The sequence below is a fragment of the Streptomyces sp. CB01201 genome (assembly GCF_002803085.1).
In the GTDB taxonomy this organism is placed as follows: domain Bacteria; phylum Actinomycetota; class Actinomycetes; order Streptomycetales; family Streptomycetaceae; genus Streptomyces; species Streptomyces hundungensis.
In genome coordinates this window covers 48,307-65,803 of sequence record NZ_NNBJ01000002.1, presented here as the reverse complement: position 1 = coordinate 65,803, position 17,497 = coordinate 48,307, and the positions used below count along the sequence as shown (strand labels likewise).

At 70.6% G+C, this 17,497-nt stretch carries 15 protein-coding genes; 3 read left to right on the top strand and 12 right to left on the bottom strand.

From position 1 onward, the window contains the following. Positions 1-17: 17 nt before the first annotated feature. Both CG740_RS05140 and clpB read right to left on the bottom strand, forming a co-directional pair. Positions 18-560: a YbjN domain-containing protein gene (locus CG740_RS05140; protein ID WP_100573750.1), complete on the bottom strand. Its 543-nt coding sequence runs from the start codon at positions 558-560 to the stop codon at positions 18-20. Positions 561-681: 121 nt separating this feature from the next. After that, entirely contained in the window at positions 682-3,282 is a 2,601-nt protein-coding gene (gene clpB, locus CG740_RS05135; RefSeq protein WP_100573749.1) for an ATP-dependent chaperone ClpB, read from the bottom strand. A 140-nt stretch (positions 3,283-3,422) separates the two neighbouring features. On the opposite strand from clpB, the gene CG740_RS05130 reads away from it, so the two are divergent. Further along, positions 3,423-3,836, top strand: a complete 414-nt coding sequence (locus tag CG740_RS05130; protein ID WP_100573748.1) for a pyridoxamine 5'-phosphate oxidase family protein — start codon at positions 3,423-3,425, stop codon at positions 3,834-3,836. 109 nt (positions 3,837-3,945) lie between these two features. On the opposite strand, the gene CG740_RS05125 is transcribed toward CG740_RS05130, so the two are convergent. After that, complete coding sequence (locus CG740_RS05125; RefSeq protein WP_100573747.1) at positions 3,946-4,278, bottom strand: (2Fe-2S)-binding protein; 333 nt, start codon at positions 4,276-4,278, stop codon at positions 3,946-3,948. Positions 4,279-4,690: 412 nt separating this feature from the next. Here CG740_RS05125 and CG740_RS05115 point away from each other — a divergent pair, with 412 nt between their 5' ends. Then, a complete protein-coding gene (locus CG740_RS05115) occupies positions 4,691-5,590 on the top strand; it encodes a helix-turn-helix transcriptional regulator (RefSeq protein WP_234376120.1) in 900 nt (299 codons plus the stop codon). A 5-nt stretch (positions 5,591-5,595) separates the two neighbouring features. Here the strand turns inward: CG740_RS05115 and CG740_RS05110 are convergent, their stop codons facing one another. From CG740_RS05110 to CG740_RS05070, 9 genes are all read right to left on the bottom strand, one after another. Next, positions 5,596-6,426, bottom strand: a complete 831-nt coding sequence (locus tag CG740_RS05110) for a helix-turn-helix transcriptional regulator (RefSeq protein WP_100574238.1) — start codon at positions 6,424-6,426, stop codon at positions 5,596-5,598. A 115-nt stretch (positions 6,427-6,541) separates the two neighbouring features. Next, complete coding sequence (locus tag CG740_RS05105) at positions 6,542-7,516, bottom strand: helix-turn-helix transcriptional regulator (RefSeq protein WP_100573745.1); 975 nt, start codon at positions 7,514-7,516, stop codon at positions 6,542-6,544. A gap of 147 nt (positions 7,517-7,663) precedes the next feature. Continuing rightward, complete coding sequence (locus CG740_RS05100) at positions 7,664-8,131, bottom strand: heat shock protein transcriptional repressor HspR (protein ID WP_100573744.1); 468 nt, start codon at positions 8,129-8,131, stop codon at positions 7,664-7,666. A gap of 1 nt (position 8,132) precedes the next feature. Then, complete coding sequence (gene dnaJ, locus CG740_RS05095; RefSeq protein ID WP_100573743.1) at positions 8,133-9,329, bottom strand: molecular chaperone DnaJ; 1,197 nt, start codon at positions 9,327-9,329, stop codon at positions 8,133-8,135. Between the two features lie 45 nt (positions 9,330-9,374). After that, positions 9,375-10,013, bottom strand: coding sequence for a nucleotide exchange factor GrpE (grpE, locus tag CG740_RS05090; RefSeq protein WP_100573742.1), 639 nt, complete (start codon positions 10,011-10,013; stop codon positions 9,375-9,377). Then, entirely contained in the window at positions 10,013-11,866 is a 1,854-nt protein-coding gene (dnaK, locus tag CG740_RS05085) for a molecular chaperone DnaK (RefSeq protein ID WP_100573741.1), read from the bottom strand. The genes grpE and dnaK overlap by 1 nt, the downstream gene beginning before the upstream one ends. 204 nt (positions 11,867-12,070) lie before the next feature. Beyond that, positions 12,071-12,841 carry an FkbM family methyltransferase gene (locus tag CG740_RS05080; protein ID WP_100573740.1) on the bottom strand — a complete coding sequence of 257 codons (771 nt, stop codon included), beginning with the start codon at positions 12,839-12,841 and terminating at the stop codon, positions 12,071-12,073. 123 nt (positions 12,842-12,964) lie between these two features. Further along, a complete protein-coding gene (locus tag CG740_RS05075; protein WP_100573739.1) occupies positions 12,965-14,002 on the bottom strand; it encodes an MraY family glycosyltransferase in 1,038 nt (345 codons plus the stop codon). Between the two features lie 12 nt (positions 14,003-14,014). Continuing rightward, positions 14,015-14,872, bottom strand: a complete 858-nt coding sequence (locus CG740_RS05070) for an NAD-dependent epimerase/dehydratase family protein (RefSeq protein ID WP_159030229.1) — start codon at positions 14,870-14,872, stop codon at positions 14,015-14,017. Between the two features lie 250 nt (positions 14,873-15,122). On the opposite strand from CG740_RS05070, the gene CG740_RS05065 reads away from it, so the two are divergent. After that, the gene (locus CG740_RS05065; RefSeq protein WP_100573737.1) at positions 15,123-17,414 is read left to right on the top strand and encodes a (Fe-S)-binding protein; all 2,292 of its coding nucleotides are present in this window, start codon (positions 15,123-15,125) and stop codon (positions 17,412-17,414) included. Positions 17,415-17,497: the final 83 nt, after the last annotated feature.

Below are 17,497 nucleotides of genomic sequence, written 5' to 3'. Positions count from 1 at the left end.
ACGGCGCAAGGACCGCGTCACTCGGAGTCCGGGGCGCCGGACTCCTCGCCCTCGTCGCCGTCGACGTCCTTCTCCAGGCCGAGCTGCTCAAGGAGCCACTTGTCGAACTCGATGGAGGCGCGCACCCAGCTGACCGTGGAGGACACGAAGTGCTCCAGGGCCACGCCGGTGCCGATCAGCATCTGCGCCTCGCCGATGAGGCGGACCGTGCCGTCGTCGTGGGTGTGCGTGTAGACCTTGGGCCACAGGGTGCGGCGGTTCCAGTCGTCGATCGACTCCAGGATCTGGACCTTGTCGTCGATGCTGTGCGGCCGGTCGTAGAACGTCCGCACCGAGAAGACCTGCTGGTCGTCGTCGCCGCGGAACATGAAGTACGTACGGAAATCCTCCCAGGGCGCGGCGAGGTCGCCCTCGTCGTCCACGACGTACTTGAGCTCCATCTGGTCCAGGAGCTGCTTCACCAGATCCTGGTCGGGCACGACGGGCCCGGTCGGCGCGCCGCCGGGCTGCGGGCCCTGCTGAGCCCCGAAATTCGGAATCGAGGACGGGTCGATGCTCATCGTGAATCTTCCTTCGTACGGTTCCGGTCATCCTCCCCCATGCCGGGGCAGGGCTGGCAACCCCCGACCCCGGGTATCCGCCAGGAGCTGAGCGAATCGGGGCCGGGGGGTGCGATCGGCACTACTTCGCGGCCCCCACGATGAGCCCCTCCCCGAATCGGTCGACCCGAACCGTGTCGCCGTCGCGGACTTCGCCCGCCAGGATCTCCTTGGCGAGCCGGTCCCCGATCGCGGTCTGGATCAGGCGGCGCAGCGGGCGAGCGCCGTAGGCGGGATCGTTGCCCTCGTCGGCGAGCCAGGCCAGGGCCTCGGGGGTGACCTCCAGGGTGAGCCTGCGGTCGGCCAGACGCTTGGCGAGGCGGTCGATCTGGAGCCCCGCGATGTGGGACAGCTCGTCCTTGCTGAGCGCCGAGAAGACCACCAGGTCGTCGAGGCGGTTGAGGAACTCCGGCTTGAAGGAGGCCCGCACCACGTCCAGGACCTGCTGCTTCTTCACCTCCTCGCTGGTCGAGGGCTCGACCAGGTACTGGCTGCCCAGGTTGGAGGTGAGGATCAGGATGGTGTTGCGGAAGTCGACCGTGCGGCCCTGCCCGTCGGTCAGGCGCCCGTCGTCGAGGACCTGGAGCAGGATGTCGAAGACCTCGGGGTGGGCCTTCTCGACCTCGTCCAGGAGCACCACGGAGTACGGGCGGCGGCGGACGGCCTCGGTGAGCTGGCCGCCCTCCTCGTAGCCGACGTAGCCGGGAGGGGCGCCGACCAGACGGGCCACCGAGTGCTTCTCGCTGTACTCCGACATGTCGATGCGGACCATGGCCCGCTCGTCGTCGAAGAGGAAGTCGGCGAGGGCCTTGGCCAGCTCGGTCTTGCCCACGCCCGTCGGGCCGAGGAAGAGGAACGAGCCGGTCGGCCGGTCCGGGTCGGCGATGCCGGCCCGGGTGCGGCGCACCGCGTCCGAGACCGCGCGCACGGCCTCCGTCTGGCCGATCAGGCGCTTGCCCAGCTCGTCCTCCATGCGAAGCAGCTTCTGCGTCTCGCCCTCCAGGAGGCGTCCGGCGGGGATGCCGGTCCAGGCGCCGACCACGTCCGCGATGTCATCGGGGCCCACCTCCTCCTTGACCATGGTGTCCTTGGCGTCCTTGGACTTCTCCTGCTCGGCCTCCTCCTCGGCGGCCTCCTCCAACTCCCGCTCCAGGCCCGGGATTTCGCCGTAGAGGAGCTTGGAGGCGGTGTCGAAGTCGCCGTCGCGCTGGGCGCGTTCGGCCTGGCCGCGCAGTTCGTCGAGCTTCTCCTTCAGCTCACCGACCCGGTTGAGGCCCTGCTTCTCCTTCTCCCAGCGGGCGTTGAGGCCGCGCAGCTCCTCCTCCTTGTCGGCGAGGTCCTTGCGGAGCTTGTCCAGGCGCTGGAGCGAACCGGCGTCGGTCTCGTTCTTGAGCGCCAGCTCCTCCATGCGCAACCGGTCGACGGAGCGCTGGAGTTCGTCGATCTCGACCGGCGAGGAGTCGATCTCCATGCGCAGCCGGGACGCCGCCTCGTCGACCAGGTCGATGGCCTTGTCCGGCAGGAAGCGCGAGGTGATGTACCGGTCGGAGAGGGTCGCGGCCGCGACCAGCGCGCTGTCCGCGATCTGCACCTTGTGGTGCGCCTCGTAACGGCCCTTGAGCCCGCGCAGGATCGCGATGGTGTCCTCGACGGACGGCTCGGCGACCAGGACCTGCTGGAAGCGGCGCTCCAGGGCCGGGTCCTTCTCGATGCGCTCGCGGTACTCGTCGAGCGTGGTCGCGCCGACCATGCGCAGCTCGCCGCGCGCCAGCATCGGCTTGAGCATGTTGCCCGCGTCCATCGCCGAGTCGCCGCCGGCGCCCGCGCCGACGACGGTGTGCAGCTCGTCGATGAACGTGATGATCTGGCCGTCGCTCTCCTTGATCTCCGAGAGGACGGTCTTGAGGCGCTCCTCGAACTCGCCGCGGTACTTCGCGCCCGCGACCATCGCGCCGAGGTCCAGCGAGACCAGCTTCTTGTTCTTCAGCGACTCCGGTACGTCGCCCTTCACGATGCGCTGGGCGAGGCCCTCGACGACGGCGGTCTTGCCGACGCCGGGCTCGCCGATGAGCACCGGGTTGTTCTTGGTGCGCCGGGACAGCACCTGGACGACCCGGCGGATCTCCTGGTCCCGGCCGATGACCGGGTCGAGCTTGCCCTCGCGTGCGGCCGCCGTGAAGTCCGTACCGAACTTCTCCAGCGCCTTGTACTGACCCTCCGGGTCGGGTGTGGTCACCCGGCGCCCTCCCCTGCTCGTCTCGAACGCGGCAAGGAGCTTCTTCGCGCTCGCCCCCTGCTCGGAGAGGATCTCACCGGCCGCTCCGCCCTTGGCGGCGAGGGCGATGAGGAGGTGCTCGGTGGACAGGTATTCGTCCCCCAGCTCCTTGGCCCGCTGGGCCGCGTCCGCGATGACGGCCAGGAGTTCCCGGTTGGGCTGCGGCGGGGCGACGGTCGAACCGGTCACGCTGGGCAGCGCGGCCAGCAGCCGCTCGGCGCCGGCGCGCACGGCGGCCTGGTCCGCGTCCACCGCGGCGAGCAGGTCGACGACGTTCTCGTTGTCCTCGCCCTCCAGGAGCGCGAGCAGCAGATGCGCGGGGGTCAGATCCGGGTGGCCCCCGGCGACGGCCCGGCTGCTTGCGGCGTTGATCGCGTCCCGGCTCTTGTTGGTCAGCTCGGCATCCACGTGCGTTCGCTCCTCCTCGTCGTACGTCGGTCGGGGCGGGCAGCTCCCATGACTCTTCCAACGTACACAAAGTTGAGTCCATTCCGCTCAAGGTGAGGGAAAGGAATGGAGGCGGACCGGCTGCGCTAGGTTTCTGGTCCATGGCTCATGACGTACGCAGGCCCGACGACGCCTATCTCAGCTTCTGGCGCGAGCGCCACATCTGCACCTTGACGACGCAGCGGCCGGACGGCTCGCCGCACGTGGTGCCGGTGGGGGCGACCTACGACCCCCAGGCGGGGCTGGCCCGGATCATCACGAGCGGGGACAGCCGAAAAGCGGCCAACATCCTGGCGGCGACCGAGGCGGACCCGGCGGGCGCACGGGTGGCGCTGTGCCAGCTGGAGGGCAGGCGCTGGGCGACCCTCGAAGGGCGTGCGTTCGTGCGCACGGAACCCGAGCTGATCGCGGACGCGGAGGCGCGCTACACCGAGCGCTACCAGCGGGTGCCGCGGGACAATCCGCGGCGGGTGCTGATCGAGATCAGGCTGACCCGGGCGATGGGCAACGTCTGACGCGGCCTTCCGTACCCGGGCAGCACAGCGGCGCCACCGTGTTCAGGTCCACGATGGCGCCGCTGTGTGGGGGAAGCACCTGCGCGATGTACAACGACGGGGGATCGCGTCAGGCACTGCGGGGGGTGGCGGTGGATGAATCGGGCTGTGTCTCCGACTCGAAAAGCTGGTGGTCACGTTGGTCGAGATTCACGAAGACCATGCCGTACCGGACCACACAGCGAATGGGCTGCGGTGCCCCGCGCGGCCGGCGCAGGCAACGGTAGGCACGGACGTCTTCGTCGTCCTCACGGGCGATCAGGATCGGCTCACCGAGCAGGGTGACCATCAACGAATCGCCACGGAACGGAACTGCTGTGGCGAGGTCGATGAAGTGCCACCCCGAGCGGTAGGCCGTGGCCATTTCGCGCCGGAAGGTGCGGTCGTCGGGCGGAAAGCTCATGCGACAGCACCCGCGGGCGCGGACTCCCAGGAGATGTCCGCGGTCGCGCCCTTCGGTGCGATCTCCCAGCTGATGTCCTGGGCGGTCGTGACTCCGGACTTCGCGGGGTGGGTCTCCCAAGAGAGGTCCCCAGGCGCCGAGAGAGCGCAGAGAGCAGCCGCCACAACGGCTGTCGTGCTTAGTGCTCGAACCATCCTGCTCATGGCCGATCTCCACCTCTTTTGATCATTACCTCCCCCCGCGGATACGACGATGGCCCACTCCGACCACTTGCACCAGCGCAGCCAGGCATCATGTTCCTGTAATTCAAAAGGATGAGGGGGGTGCAACTAGGTTGAAACAGGGGCATATAGGACACGATCACGGCCCAGTTGATCTGTGCGAGACAGGAACGGCTCTGTACGCCCTTGCCCTGCGTACGGGCGGGATTACCCGCTCAGAGGCCGATTCCGCCCCGTGTCTGGTCGACCTGACCCTGTTGCGCCCCGACCCGGACGACGCCCAGCTCCTGCGGCCGGTTCCCCCCACCGTGGTGCTCAACCTGCTGACCCAGCCGCTGGAACGCGAGATCCAGGAGCGCCGGAAGCTCTCGGTCGCCCTCGCCAACACCTTCGAGCCGTTCATGTCGATCGCGACGCCCTCGCTCAGCGGCACCCACGCGATCACCGTCCTCGAAGGCCTGGAACTGATCAACGCGACGCTCGACCGCGTGATCGACGAGTGCAGCGAGGAACTCCTCGTCATCCAGCCCGGCAGCGGCCGCCGCCCCGAGACCTTCGAGGCGGCCCTGCGGCGCATCGAACCGCTGGTCGCCCGCGGTGTCCAGATGCGCACGCTCTACCAGCACACCGCCCGCCACCACAGCGCCACCATCGGCTACGTGGAACGGATCGCTCCGTACGGGCTTGAGGTGCGCACCCTGGAAGAGATCATCGACCGGCTCATCATCATGGACCGCAAGGTCGCCTTCATCCCCGCGCGCAGCGACCGCCAAGTCGCCCTGGAACTGCGCCACGAGGGACTCGTGCAGTACCTGGTCGGGGTCTTCGACCAGTTCTGGCAGTACGCCGTCCCGTGGGACGACGAGGTGCCCTACCACCTGGAGACGGCCGGCATCACCGGCGTCCAGCGCTCCATCGCCAAGCTCCTGGTGGAGGGCCACGTCGACGAGGCCATAGCGCGCCGGCTCGGCATGAACGTCCGCACCTGCCGTGCGCACATCGCCAAACTCGCCGCCGCCCTCGGCAGCGGCAGCCGGGCCCAACTCGGCTACCTCATCGCTCAGTCGGGCATCCTGGACCAGGACGCCTGAGCCGCTCACGCCGGGCCGCCGAGACCGGCCCGGGCGATGCGCACGCCGAGCTGGGCACGGCTGGAGGTGCCGAGCGCCGCCGCGAGACGGCCGATGTGGTGGCGGCAGGTGCGCACGCTGATGCCGAGCCGCTGGGCGACGACCGCGTCCTGATGGCCCTCGGCGAGCAGCGCCGCGATGACCCGCTCGCGATGCGTGATGCCCGCGATGCCGGTCGCCGCCGGAACCGGCTCGGACAGCGGGACCGCCCGGTTCCACAGGCATTCGAAGTAGGTCACCAGATGCCCGACGAGCGCGGGCTGGCGCAGTTCGAGCGCGCTGGTGCGCTCCGCGTTGGCGGGCAGGAACGCCACCGCACGGTCGAAGACCATCATCCGCTCGATGACCTCGTCCAGGGTGCGCACCTCGGCGCCGTCGCCGAGCCGCTCCAGATAGGCGCCGAGCGCCGGTCCGTACCGGGCGACATGGGTGTACAGGGTGCGCATCCGGGCGCCGCGGGCCACCAGCGCAGGGTCCCGGGTCGAGGCGTGCGCCAGGATGCTGGGCGAGCGGATCCCGTCGGGCTGCACGGTCAGCATCTCGGTGACGCAGGCGGCGGAGGCCGCGGCGATGGCCCCGTCGATCGCCTCGAAGCCGTCGAGCACCCGGACGGCCTGGCCGGGCCGCGGGGCGCCCGGGGTGAGCGAGGCATAGCGCTCGAAGGCCTCGGCCACCGCGCCCGCGCGGCGGCGCGTCTCGGCGAGGCCGTCGTGGATGCCGCGCACGAGCAGGGCCACGGCCGCGGCGTCCACCACGCCGCCGTCCGGCCCCGCATCCCCGTGAGTCGAGCTGTTCATACTGCCCACCACGATGCATCGCGAGCCGCTCGGCCACCACCATCATGTTGCTGCACTGCATCAACTGGAGGCGGAACAAAGGCCGACATGTCCGCATGACGGCTGTACCAGCGGATCAGCGCGGGTGCGCGTCGAGCCCCGACTGGGCGATGCGGACGCCGAGTTGGGTGCGGCTGCTGCTGCCGAGCGCCGCCGCGAGACGGCTGATGTGGTGGCGGCAGGTGCGCACGCTGATGCCGAGCCGCTGGGCCACCACCGCGTCCTGATGGCCCTCGGCGAGCAGCGCCGCGATGACCCGCTCGCGATGCGTGATGCCCTGGAGGTCGGTGGCCGCGGGCACCGCGTCGCTCAGCGGCACCCCGAGCCGCCACAGCCGCTCGAAGACGGTGGCGAGGTATTCGACGAGCGCCGGGTGGCGCAGCTCCAGGGCACTGCTGTCGTCCGCGGCGGCCGGGATGATTGCCACCGTGCGGTCGAAGAGCAGCAGGCGGTCGGTGACCTCGTCCAGGGTGCGCACCTCGACCGCCCGGCCCTCCAACTGGCGCAGGTAGTCGGCGAGTCCGGGGCCGTGGCGGGCCACGTGCGTGTAGAGGGTGCGGATGCGCACCCCCCGGTCCAGCATGTCCAGGGCGCGCGGCAGGGCCTGCGACAGGATGTGCTCGGGCCGGATGCCGCGGGGCTGGATGGTGAGCGACTCGGTGGTGCAGCCGGCTATCGCGTCGTCGATGGCCGCGTTGATGCGCGGGATGCCGTCCAGGACGCGGATGGCCTCGCTGTCGGCCGCCGCCGGTGCGCCGAGGGCCGCGAAGCGCTCGAACGCCGCTGCCACCACGCCGGTGCGGGCCTGGCTCGCCGCGATGTCCTCGTGGATGCCGCGCAGCAGCCGGGCCATCACGGCCTGCGGGGAGGTCGGGAGCAGCCAGTCGAGGGCGACCGGGTCGGGGTGCAGCAGACCGAGGTCGATCAGGCAGGTGGCCTCGCGCGCGTCCTGGCGGCCGATCCGTCCGGCCCGCAGCGCGTCCGCGTACACCCGTTCCGCGGGCGGGCACAGCCGGTCCGCGCCGTGCGGATGCGCCACCTGCTCTGCCATGCCCCTGCCCGCCTCCCTGCCACCGAGACCGATGACCCTATCCCGATCGGGGCGCCGGTTCGCGACCGCTCGGCACGCACGAGGCCCGCCGCCCCGGAACGGGACGACGGGCCTGTGACGCGCTGTCAGGAGCGGGACCCGGCAGGGCTACTCCGAGGACCTCTTGGGCCGCCAGACGACCAGCGCGCTGGCCTGCTGGACGTCCTGGTACGGGACCAGGTCCCGCCGGTAGGAGGCGTGCACCTGGGCCTCGCGCTGCTGCATGGCGACGGCCGCGCCCTCGACCGCGGAGGACAGCTCCGCGACCCGGGCCTGGAGGGCCGCCACCTGGTTCTCCAGCTCGATGATGCGCTTGATGCCCGCCAGGTTGATGCCCTCGGTCTGCGACAACTCCTGGACGGTACGCAGCAGTTCGATGTCACGGGCCGAGTAGCGTCGGCCGCGCCCGGCCGTGCGGTCGGGCGAGACCAGGCCGAGGCGGTCGTACTGCCGCAGGGTCTGCGGGTGCAGACCGGAGAGCTGGGCCGCCACCGAGATGACGTACACCGGCGTCTCGTCGGTCAACTCGTACGCGCGGCCGCCGAACGGGGGCTGCCGGCGCTGGCGGGGATCCATGTCATGCTCCCTTCGCGGCCTGGAACAGTTCTGCCCGCGGGTCCTCGCCCGCGGTCGCCTCGCGGTAGGTCTCCAAGGCCTCGCGGGCCTTGTCGTCCAGGTCCTTCGGCACGGTCACCTCGACCGTGACGAGCAGGTCGCCCCGGGTGCCGTCCTTGCGGACAGCACCCTTGCCGCGGGCCCGCATCGTACGGCCGTTGGGAGTGCCCGCGGGCAGTTTCAGGGTGACCGGCGGACCGCTGAGCGTGGGCACCTTGACCTCGGCACCGAGGGCCGCCTCCGTGAAGGTGACCGGCACCGTGACCGTCAGGTTGTCGTCCTTGCGGCCGAACACCGGGTGCGCGTCGACGTGCACCACGACGTACAGGTCGCCGGCGGGGCCGCCCCGTTCGCCCGGCGCGCCCTTGCCGCGAAGGCGGATGCGCTGGTTGTTGCTGACGCCGGCCGGGATGCGGACCTGCATGGTGCGCGAGGAGCGCGCCCGGCCGCTGCCCTTGCAGACGTCGCAGGGGTTCTCGGCGATCAGGCCGCGGCCCTTGCAGTCCACGCACGGGTCGGTCAGCGAGAAGCCGCCGCCCGAACCGCGCGAGACCTGGCCGGTGCCGACGCAGGTCGGGCACACCCGGGGCGTGCCGTTCTTGTCGCCGGTGCCCGAACAGGCCTTGCAGGGGGCCTGGCTGGAGAGCCGGATCGGGACCGTGGCCCCGTCGACCGCCTCGGTGAAGCTGAGCGTGACCTCGGACTCCAGGTCCTGGCCGCGGCGCGGCTGGGTGCGCTGGCCGGTGCCCGCGCCGCCCCGGTTGAACAGGCCGCCGAACACGTCGCCGAGCCCGCCGCCGAAGCCGCCGGCGCCCTGGCCGCCGGGCTGCTGCCCGCCGAACAGGTCGCCCAGGTCGAAGTTGAAGCTGCCCCCGCCGGCACCCGGACCGGCCCGGCCCCCCTGATTGAAGAGGGCCCCGTTGCCGAACAGGGCGCGCGCCTCGTCGTACTCCTTGCGCTTCTTGGGGTCACCGAGGATGTCGTTGGCCTCGGAGATCTCCTTGAAGCGCTCCTCCGCCTTGGTGTCGCCCTTGTTGGCGTCGGGGTGGTTCTCGCGCGCCAGCTTGCGGTACGCCTTCTTGATCTCGGCGTCCGTGGCGTCCTTGGGGACGCCGAGAACCTTGTAGTAGTCCTTCTCGACGAAGTCCTTCGTGTTCATCGACGTCCCTCCTTCCGGACGATCACGGCTCTCATGACCGCTGCGTCAGCCCTCGTCGGGGCCACCGCTCTCCTCGTCGCTCGACTTCTCTTCCTTGGCGGTCGCGCCCGGCTGGGGCTCGGCCACCGCGACCCGCGCGGGGCGGATCGTACGCTCGCCGATCCGGTATCCCGGTTGCAGGATCGCCACGCAGGTCGTCTCGGTGACGTCCGGCGCGTAGCTGTGCATCAGGGCCTCGTGGACCGTCGGGTCGAAGGGCTCGCCCTCCTTGCCGAACTGCTGGAGGCCCATCTTCGCGGCGACCGTCTCCAGGGACTCGGCCACCGACTTGAAGCCGCCGGTCAGTTCGCCGTGTTCCCGGGCCCTGCCGATGTCGTCGAGCGTGGGCAGCAGCTCGGTCAGGAGGCCGGCGACGGCGATCTCCTTGACCGTGACGCGGTCCCGCTCCACGCGGCGGCGGTAGTTCTGGTACTCGGCCTGGAGGCGCTGGAGGTCCGCGGTGCGCTCGTTGAGCGCCGTCTGGGCCTGGTCCAGCTGAGCCTGAAGGGCGATGTCCTTGGCTGCGTCCCCGGCCGGGGCCGCCTTCTCCTCCTCGGAGGAGTCGGCGGCCTTCGGCTCGGCGTCTTCCTGAGCGCCGGAGGGGACGTCGGGCTTCTCCTCGAAGCCCGGGGTCTCCTCCGTCATCAGGCGGCGCCGCCCTTCGGCTTCTCGTCGTCGACGATCTCGGCGTCGACCACGTCGTCGTCACCGGCGGGGTGGGCCTGCTCGGCGCCCTCGGCACCCGGGGCGGCACCCTGCGCGGCCTGGGCGTCGGCGTACATGGCCTGGCCCAGCTTCTGCGAGACGGCGGCGACCTTCTCGGTGGCGGTGCGGATCTCGGCCGAGTCCTCGCCCTTGAGCTTTTCCTTCAGCTCGGCGACGGCGGCCTCGACCTCGGTCTTGACCTCGCCCGGGACCTTGTCCTCGTTGTCCTTGAGGAACTTCTCGGTCTGGTAGACGAGCTGCTCGCCCTGGTTGCGGCTCTCGGCGGCCTCGCGGCGGCGGTGGTCCTCCTCCGCGTACTGCTCGGCCTCCTCACGCATGCGGTTGACCTCGTCCTTCGGCAGCGAGGAGCCGCCGGTGACGGTCATCTTCTGCTCCTTGCCCGTGCCGAGGTCCTTCGCGGTCACGTGCATGATGCCGTTGGCGTCGATGTCGAAGGCGACCTCGATCTGCGGGACACCGCGCGGGGCCGGCGGCAGACCGGTCAGCTCGAACATCCCGAGCTTCTTGTTGTACGCCGCGATCTCGCGCTCGCCCTGGTAGACCTGGATCTGCACGGACGGCTGGTTGTCCTCGGCCGTCGTGAAGATCTCGGACCGCTTGGTCGGGATCGTGGTGTTGCGCTCGATGAGCTTGGTCATGATCCCTCCCTTGGTCTCGATGCCGAGGGACAGCGGGGTGACGTCGAGGAGCAGGACGTCCTTGACCTCGCCCTTGAGGACACCGGCCTGGAGGGCGGCGCCGATGGCCACGACCTCGTCCGGGTTCACGCCCTTGTTGGCCTCGTTGCCGCCGGTCAGCTCCTTGACCAGCTCGGCGACGGCCGGCATGCGGGTGGAACCACCGACGAGAACGACGTGGTCGATCTCGGAGAGGTTGATGCCCGCGTCCTTGATGACGTTGTGGAACGGCGTCTTGCAGCGCTCCAGGAGGTCGGACGTGAGCTGCTGGAACTGGGCGCGCGTGAGCTTCTCGTCCAGGTGCAGCGGGCCCTCGGCGGACGCCGTGATGTAGGGCAGGTTGATCGAGGTCTCGGTGGACGAGGACAGCTCGATCTTGGCCTTCTCGGCGGCCTCGCGGAGGCGCTGGAGGGCCATCTTGTCCTTGGACAGGTCCACGCCGTGACCGGACTGGAACTGCTTCACCAGGTAGTCGACGACGCGCTGGTCCCAGTCGTCACCACCGAGGTGGTTGTCACCGTTGGTGGCCTTCACCTCGACGACGCCGTCGCCGATCTCCAGGAGGGACACGTCGAAGGTGCCGCCACCGAGGTCGAAGACGAGGATCGTCTGGTCGTCCTTGTCGAGGCCGTAGGCGAGCGCCGCGGCGGTCGGCTCGTTGACGATGCGCAGGACGTTGAGGCCCGCGATCTCACCGGCCTCCTTGGTGGCCTGGCGCTCGGAGTCGTTGAAGTACGCCGGCACGGTGATGACCGCGTCGGTGACCTTCTCGCCGAGGTAGGCCTCCGCGTCGCGCTTCAGCTTCTGCAGGATGAAGGCGCTCATCTGCTGCGGGTTGAAGCTCTTGCCGTCGAGCTCGATCTTCCAGTCGGTGCCCATGTGGCGCTTGACCGACCGGATGGTCCTGTCGACGTTGGTGACCGCCTGGCGCTTGGCGACCTCGCCGACCAGCACCTCGCCGTTCTTCGCGAAGGCGACGACGGACGGCGTGGTCCTGGCGCCCTCTGCGTTGGTGATGACGGTGGGCTCGCCGCCTTCAAGAACGCTGACGACGGAGTTAGTCGTGCCCAGGTCGATGCCGACCGCACGTGCCATTTCGATTCCTCCAGATGACTACTTGAGTGGATCTGGCTCAAGGATGCATGACGGTTCCCGTCGCGTCAACAGAGCTGAGTGGAGCCGACTCAAGTTTTATCCTGCTCTTATCTGCAAGAGAAGCCATAAGCGCAGGTCAGGAGCAATGTCAGGGCCTACCCGCGGTGCGCAGAAGCATGCCTCATCCCGCCCCGTCCGACGCTCTCACACCACTGCGGCGACCTGCGCGGGCACCTGCTCACCGGGGGCCGGACCGTCCTCGCGCAGCAGCACCAGGCCGCAGTGGAGCAGCCGCCCGTCGCGCGGATCGGTGAAGCCGGGCTCCATCGACATCAGCGTCAGACCGAGCCCCTCGCGGGTGCGCGCCAGCAGCTCGTCGAAGAGCTCGGCGCCCTCGAAGAGCGGCACCAGCGGCGCCCCGATCCGCACCCCGCAGATCTCGTCCGCGAACTGCCCTGCCCCGTCCAGGACTTGGGCCTCGTACCCCTGCACGTCGAGCGCGACGAAGACCCGCTCGCCGGGCGCGGTGACCTGCTCCCACAGCTCGTCCAGGCGCCGCGTCTGCACGATGACGTCGCCGGTGTACGCGGTGCGCGGGGCCGCCGCGCGGTGCCGGGGCAGCATCGCGCGCAGCGAGCTCGCCGGGCCCGAGTCGCCGGAGATGTTGAGCGTCGCGGTGCCCGAGCGGTCGCCGAGCGCGTACGGCAGCACGCTCCACGTGTCGTCGAGGGCGGCGCGGTGGCGCAGCTCGGCGCGGGGCCCGCGCAGCGGCTCGAAGGAGACGATGCGGCCGCGGTAACCGGCCTCGCGCAGCCGGGCGGCGAAGTCGCCGCGGTGCGCGCCGACGTCGAGGACCAGGTCGATCTCGTACCGGGCGAGCAGCCGGACGAGTGCGTGGCCGCCGGGGCGGTGGCGGACCACGTCGATGCCGAGGCTGTGCAGCGCGCGGTGCAGCCGGCGCGGGAGGGTGGTCATCACGGGCGTACGGCTCCCTGCTGGAGGCGGGTTGCGTCTTGTTTGCCGGGTGGGGTGCTGGTGGGGCGGACGGGCGGGGGTGCTGCTGGGCCGGCCGGCGGGGCGGACTGGCGGGGCGGGGGCTCAGCCCCGGCCCGGGGCCAGGTCGACGGGGGCGCCCTCGCTCTGCGGGGTGCGGGCGTGCGGGGTGCGGCGGCGCGAGGCGGGCCCGTACACCGGGACCCGCAGGAGCAGTACGACCGCGAGCGGCACGAGCAGGGCGAGCGGCAGCGCGACCACGGGGGCGATGCGCCCGTCGTGGAACTGGAGCCCGACGATCGTGGCGGCCAGCGAGACGACCCCGAGCACGACGGCCGAACCCTGCGTGGTGAGGCCGAGTTTGCGCAGCCGGTGGGCGATGTGGTCGCCGCCGCCGCGCAGCAGCGGGCGGCCCGCGCGGTGGCGGGAGACCAGGACGAGCAGGGTGTCGGTGAGCACGAGGAGGGTGAGCGCGAAGAGTTCGGCGCCGGTACGCGCGCCGGGCGCCCCGGTGTGCACGGTGACCGCGGACGAGGCGAGCAGGAACCCGGTGAACAGCGAGCCGCAGTCGCCGAGATGGATGCGGGCCGGGTGCCAGTTGTGCAGCAGGAACCCGGTGAGGGCGGCGGCCAGCACGCTCAGGAGCAGCCCGTGTCCGGGGTGCCCGTCGGCGATGGCGCACACCGCGAGGCCGAGCGCGGTGACGGCGGCGACCGCGCCCATCGCCCCGTCGGAGTGGTCCAGGAGCTGGAAGGCGTGGGTGACGAACACGATCCACAGGACCGCGAGCACCCCGGCGCCCGGCGAGAGCCCGGCCAGCGTGACGACGACGGTGGCCGCCCCCGCCTCCGCCACGATGCGGACCCGCAGGCCCAGCGGCCGAAGGTCGCCGAGCAGCCCGAGCAGCGCGACCGCGCCTGCCGCGGCGAGCAGCGGGGCGACGCCCGGCCCGAGTTCCGCGACGCCGAGCAGTGGCCCCGCGCAGGCGACCCCGAGGGTGGCGAGCGCGACGGCGATGCCGCCGAGGTGCGGGGTGGCGGCGCCGCCCCCGCGGCCGAACCGCAGCATCAGGGTGCGGGCCAGGCCGGCGAGCAGTGCGGTCAGTACGAGGGCCGCCGTCGCGGCCGCGAGCCCGTGCAGCATGTCGGCCGCCCCTCAGCCGAGGTGCTGCCCGGCCGGCGACGCGGCGGGCGCTCGCAGACCGGGCAGGACGACGGGGGCCTCGTCGCGGGCCCGGGCGATCGCCGCGTCCAGGATGTCGTCGAGGCCGCGGGCGGGCCGCCACCCGGTCAGCTCGCGCAGCCGGCTCGCATCGAGCGGCCGGTCCGCGGCCCTGGCGCAGCTGCCGTGCGGGACGCGGTCGACGACGTACGGGAAGTGCCGCACCGGCGAGGCGGAGCCGCTGCGGGCCACGGCGCGTTCGGCGAGGTCGAGGACGGCGATCTCCTCGTCCCCCACGACGTCGAACTCGGCGCCCGCCGCGCCCGGGTGGGCGAGCAGGGCGAGCAGGGCCCCGACCGCGTCGGCGACGTCGAGGAAGCGGCAGGCGCGGGTCCCGTCGCCGTGCACGGCGAGCGGTTCGCCCGCGACCGCGCGGCGCACCAGACGGGTCAGCTGGGTGGCGTGCACGGGCGACTGGCGCGGCCCGACGGTGTCGCCGTGGCGTACGACGGTGGCGCCCGAGGCCGCCTCGCCGCGGCCGTCCGCCGCCGCGGTCAGGAGCCGGGCGCCGTGGCGCAGGGCGGCCGCGCCGATGGCTCCGGTGCCGGGCGCGAGATGGACCACCGTGTCGCAGCGGGCCACGAGTTCGTCGGCCAGCCGCTCGTCGAGGACCGAGCCGCGCACGAAGCGCAGCCGCGGATCGGACCAGGCGGCGGCGAGGTTGGCGCGGGCGCCGGTGGACAGGTCGTCGAGCACGAGCACGGTGTGGCCCTGTCCGAGCAGCGCATCGGCGAGGTGCGAGCCGATGAATCCGGCACCACCGGTGACGAGGTACGTGGCGGGAGCTGGCATGGGGACGCCCATTCGGTTCGATCGTCGTGGCCGACAACAAGTTAGTTTGTTATGTCCCCATATGTGGTGAATAACACGATGGATATCCGGCGCCGACCAAGGGCACGCTGAGCGACACAGATCACCGCCTGCGCGGCTACAGTGCGGCCATAGAAGTGGGTACGCTCAGGTGGACTGGATAAGTTACTGCTTAGTAATCCGTTCGAGCCCGTCCCCCGTAACCCACCTCGCAGGCCCGAGGAGCCCCCTCATGCAACTCGCCGCGATCATCGTGTCGCTGGTCCTAATCGCGGTCGGCGTAGCGCTGTTCGGCCGTGCCATCGTGCAGATCTACCGCTTCGTGCGGCTCGGCCAGAACGTCCCGGCCGGCACCCGCACGAACGATCCCACGCAGCGCACGATCACCGTGGTCAAGGAATTCCTCGGCCATACGCGCATGAACAAGTGGGGCATCGTCGGCTTCGCGCACTGGTTCGTGGCCGTGGGCTTCTTCTCGCTGCTCCTGACGATCGTCAACGCCATCGGCCAGCTCTTCAAGGCCGACTGGATCCTGCCGATCATCGGCGACTGGCCGCCGTACAACATGTTCGTCGAGTTCCTCGGGACGATGACGACGCTCGGCATCCTGACGCTCATCGTCATCCGGCAGCTGAACCGGCCGGGCCGCCCGGGCCGCAAGTCCCGCTTCGCGGGCTCGAACACCGGCCAGGCGTACTTCGTCGAGGCCGTCATCCTCATCGTCGGCGTCTGCATCTTCACGCTGCACGCGCTCGAAGGCGCCCAGCACCACGTCGACAGCTACGAGGCCTCGTTCTTCGTCTCGTACCCGGTGGTCGCCTGGTTCCGCGGCATGGACCTGTCCACGCTCCAGAACCTCACGTACTTCTTCGCGGGCCTGAAGATCGCGACGTCGTTCATCTGGATGATCACCGTCGCCCTCAAGACCGACATGGGCGTGGCCTGGCACCGCTTCCTGGCCTTCCCCAACATCTTCTTCAAGCGCGAGTCCGAGGGCGGCGTCGCGCTCGGCGCGCTCCAGCCGATGGCCTCGAACGGCGAACTGGTCGACTTCGAGGACCCGGGCGAGGACGACGTCTACGGCGTCTCGCAGATCGAGCACTTCTCCTGGAAGGGCATCCTCGACTTCTCCACCTGCACCGAGTGCGGCCGCTGCCAGTCGCAGTGCCCCGCCTGGAACACGGGCAAGCCGCTCTCGCCCAAGCTCCTGATCATGTCCCTGCGCGACCACGCGCACGCCAAGGCCCCATACCTGCTGGCCGGCGGCGGCAAGCAGGATCCATCAGCGCCTGGCGGCGCGGGGTCAGGCAACGAGAAGGCGACCGAGGAGCAGCTGGCGAACGTCCCGGCGGCCGCCCTCGCCGAGGCCGAGCGCCCGCTGATCGGCACCCTCGAAGAGAACGGCGTCATCGACCCGGACGTCCTGTGGTCCTGCACCACCTGCGGCGCCTGTGTCGAGCAGTGCCCGGTCGACATCGAGCACATCGACCACATCGTCGACATGCGCCGCTACCAGGTGATGATCGAGTCCGCGTTCCCGTCCGAGGCGGGCACGATGCTCAAGAACCTGGAGAAGAAGGGCAACCCCTGGGGGCTGGCCAAGAAGCAGCGCGTCGAATGGACCAAGGAGGTCGACTTCGAGGTCCCGATCGTCGGCAAGGACATCGAGGACCTCACCGAGGTCGACTACCTGTACTGGGTCGGCTGCGCGGGCGCCCTCGAAGACCGGGCGAAGAAGACCACCAAGGCCTTCGCGGAGCTGCTGCACATGGCGGGCGTCAAGTTCGCGATCATGGGCGGCGACGAGAAGTGCACCGGTGACTCGGCCCGCCGCCTCGGCAACGAGCCGCTGTTCCAGCAGCTCGGCCAGGAGAACGTGGCCATGCTGAACATGGCGTACGGCGAGGACGAAGAAGACGAGTCGACGAAGAAGCCGAAGTCCGCGAAGAAGATCGTCGCGACCTGCCCGCACTGCTTCAACACGATCGCGAACGAGTACCCGCAGCTGGGCGGCGAGTTCGAGGTCATCCACCACACGCAGCTGCTCCAGCACCTCATCGACGAGGGCAAGCTGGTCCCGGTCACCCCGGTGGACGGTCTGATCACCTACCACGACCCCTGCTACCTGGGCCGCCACAACAAGGTCTACACGCCCCCGCGCGAGATCATGTCGGCCGTCCCGGGCCTGCGCCAGCAGGAGATGCACCGCCACAAGGAGCGCGGCTTCTGCTGCGGCGCCGGTGGTGCGCGCATGTGGATGGAGGAGCGGATCGGCAAGCGCATCAACAACGAGCGCGTCGACGAGGCCCTGTCCCTCAACCCGGACATCGTCTCCACCGCCTGCCCGTTCTGCCTGGTCATGCTGACCGACTCGGTCAACGGCAAGAAAAACGATGGCAAGGCCAAGGAGACGCTCCAGGTCGTGGACGTGGCACAGCTGCTCCTCGACTCGGTGAAGACCCCGGCCGACCCGGCGGGCGCCGCCGAGGCGGAGAGCGAGCCGGAGCCCGAGCCGGTCCAGTAGTCCCCCGGCAGTCCCGCACACGGGAGCGGCCGGTTCTGCCCGAGGGCAGAGCCGGCCGCTTTCCGTTGTGCCGGGAGGCCCCG